This window comes from Enterobacter sp. CFEC122 (assembly GCF_052983755.1).
On the sequence record NZ_JBRIQR010000119.1, the window covers coordinates 1 to 1,221 of the forward strand.

Here is a 1,221-nt window from a genome sequence, read left to right on the forward strand (position 1 = left end):
TGACCTGCTCCCCGTTGATTAGTACACCCCGATGTTAGTAATGTCTTCATAAGCCACATGAGGACATCCCCATGAAGAAGCGTTTTTCCGACGAACAGATCATCAGTATTCTCCGCGAAGCCGAAGCTGGGGTACCCGCCCGTGAACTCTGCCGCAAGCATGCCATTTCCGATGCCACGTTTTACACCTGGCGTAAGAAGTATGGCGGTATGGAGGTGCCTGAAGTTAAGCGCCTGAAGTCGCTTGAGGAAGAGAACGCCAGACTCAAGAAGCTGCTTGCCGAAGCCATGCTGGATAAAGAGGCGCTTCAGGTGGCTCTTGGGCGAAAGTACTGACGACAGACCAGAAGCGGGAAGCCGTGATGTTGATGTGTGATGCGACCGGTCTGTCGCAACGTCGTGCCTGCAGGCTTACAGGTTTATCCCTGTCGACCTGCCGCTATGAGGCTCACCGTCCGGCTGCTGATGCGCATTTATCAGGGCGCATCACTGAGCTGGCACTGGAGCGCAGGCGTTTTGGCTACCGTCGTATTTGGCAGTTGCTGCGCCGTGAAGGGCTTCATGTTAATCATAAGCGCGTGTACCGGCTTTATCACCTCAGTGGCCTGGGCGTAAAACGCAGAAGACGTCGTAAAGGGCTGGCAACAGAACGTCTGCCGCTGCTCCGTCCGGCGGCGCCCAATCTGACCTGGTCGATGGATTTCGTCATGGACGCACTTTCCACCGGTCGCAGGATCAAGTGTCTTACCTGCGTCGATGATTTCACAAAGGAATGCCTGACGGTCACTGTTGCCTTTGGGATTTCAGGCGTTCAGGTCACGCGTATTCTGGACAGCATTGCACTGTTTCGAGGCTATCCGGCGACGATAAGAACTGACCAGGGGCCGGAGTTCACTTGCCGTGCACTGGATCAATGGGCCTTTGAGCATGGTGTTGAGTTGCGCTTAATCCAGCCGGGCAAGCCAACGCAGAACGGATTTATTGAGAGCTTTAACGGACGATTTCGCGATGAATGTTTGAATGAGCACTGGTTCAGCGATATCGTTCATGCCAGGAAAATTATTAATGACTGGCGGCAGGATTATAACGAATGCCGCCCGCACTCCACGCTGAATTATCAGACACCGTCTGAATTTGCAGCGGGCTGGAGAAAGGGTCATTCTGAGAATGAAGATTCCGACGTTACTAACTGAGTGTTGTATCTAATCGTGGGGGCAGGTCA

At 53.6% G+C, this 1,221-nt stretch carries 1 protein-coding gene; it reads left to right on the plus strand.

Features of this window, described 5'->3' with window-relative positions; genetic code table 11:
* Positions 1-71 precede the first annotated feature (71 nt).
* A protein-coding gene (locus ACVCAM_RS26395; RefSeq protein WP_087451024.1) for an IS3-like element ISSen4 family transposase occupies positions 72-1,192 on the plus strand; the annotation gives its coding sequence in 2 pieces (ribosomal slippage) (positions 72-330 and positions 330-1,192; 1,122 coding nt in all).
* Positions 1,193-1,221 lie beyond the last annotated feature (29 nt).